Annotated in this window: 2 protein-coding genes; both read left to right on the top strand. The window is 47.2% G+C overall.

The window, feature by feature from the left end:
• Window positions 1–97 precede the first annotated feature (97 nt).
• Window positions 98–751 (top strand): phage virion morphogenesis protein, encoded by a 654-nt coding sequence (locus OW491_RS18175; RefSeq protein WP_017058583.1) that lies wholly within the window; start codon window positions 98–100, stop codon window positions 749–751.
• A gap of 22 nt (window positions 752–773) precedes the next feature.
• Window positions 774–924: DUF2586 family protein (locus OW491_RS18275; RefSeq protein ID WP_354669568.1), on the top strand; the 151-nt coding region annotated here is incomplete at its 3' end.

Genomic DNA, 924 nt, shown 5'->3' with positions numbered 1-924 from the left:
AGCCCAGACGGGCCTATCCATTGGAGTGGTCAGCGCTGGAAGATTGAAGAATACGAGATTTGGCAGGCGGAAAGGCTATCAAATGTAGTTATTCGCAATGTTTGAAATTAAAGCTGACAAGCGCAGTTACCTGCGAGTGAAAGAGCAATTCGAGCTGCTAAAACTTGATAAAAAAGCCAGAGCCAGAGTGCTAAAAGAGCTGGGTAAATACATTACTAAGACAACCAAAAAGAACATTCGAGCACAGCGTGACCCAGACGGTAAACCGTGGTCAAAGCGCAAAAAAGGCAGGCGAAAGATGCTTAGAGGCTTCACCAAGAAGCTAAAGCATTTTCAAAAAGATAATAACCGGGTTTTGGTTGTGGGTTGGCCCTCAAGACGAGGAACGGTGGCACTGGCTCACCATACCGGTGAAGCAGAGAAAAGCGGTTTGCAGCAGCGGTTCAAGCAAGCCAAGGAAGCGAAAGAGCCAAAGAAAACCGACCCTGCAACGAGAGAGCAGGCGAAAGAGCTACGCGATTTAGGTTACAGACTTTCGCCCCAAGGCAAGCAGAAGAGAGGCAAAAAGCCAACGCTCAAATTCATTACTCAGAATATGACCGTAGCCGAAGCCGCAAAACTGATTAGTGATCTGGAAAACAAAACTCCATCACGTAAGTGGGAAGTAGATCGCCCAGAACGCCGATTGATAGGCATTAGCCCTAAACGGGCTGCAATGATTATCAAGCGCGAACTTAACCGAAATAGTTGAATCGAAATAGGAGCTAAGACACATGGCATGGCCTACCGTCATTATTAATATTCTGAACATGATGCGCGGACCGATTCCGGGCGTTGAATTCCACTTTCTGTTTGTTGTGTACGGCACCGTCGCAGGAACAGAGCGCAACCTCATCATGGTGGATCTGTCTCTTATACACATCT

The organism is Neptunomonas sp. CHC150, from assembly GCF_030397555.1.
In the GTDB taxonomy this organism is placed as follows: domain Bacteria; phylum Pseudomonadota; class Gammaproteobacteria; order Pseudomonadales; family Balneatricaceae; genus Neptunomonas; species Neptunomonas phycophila.
The sequence above is the reverse complement of the archived record's forward strand: the minus strand, read 5'-3'. Positions and strand labels throughout refer to the sequence as shown.

What these genes read in the sequence shown, in the direction of transcription:
- OW491_RS18175 (WP_017058583.1), top strand. Translation starts at nt 98, where the DNA reads ATGTTTGAAATTAAAGCTGACAAGCGCAGTTACCTGCGAGTGAAAGAG.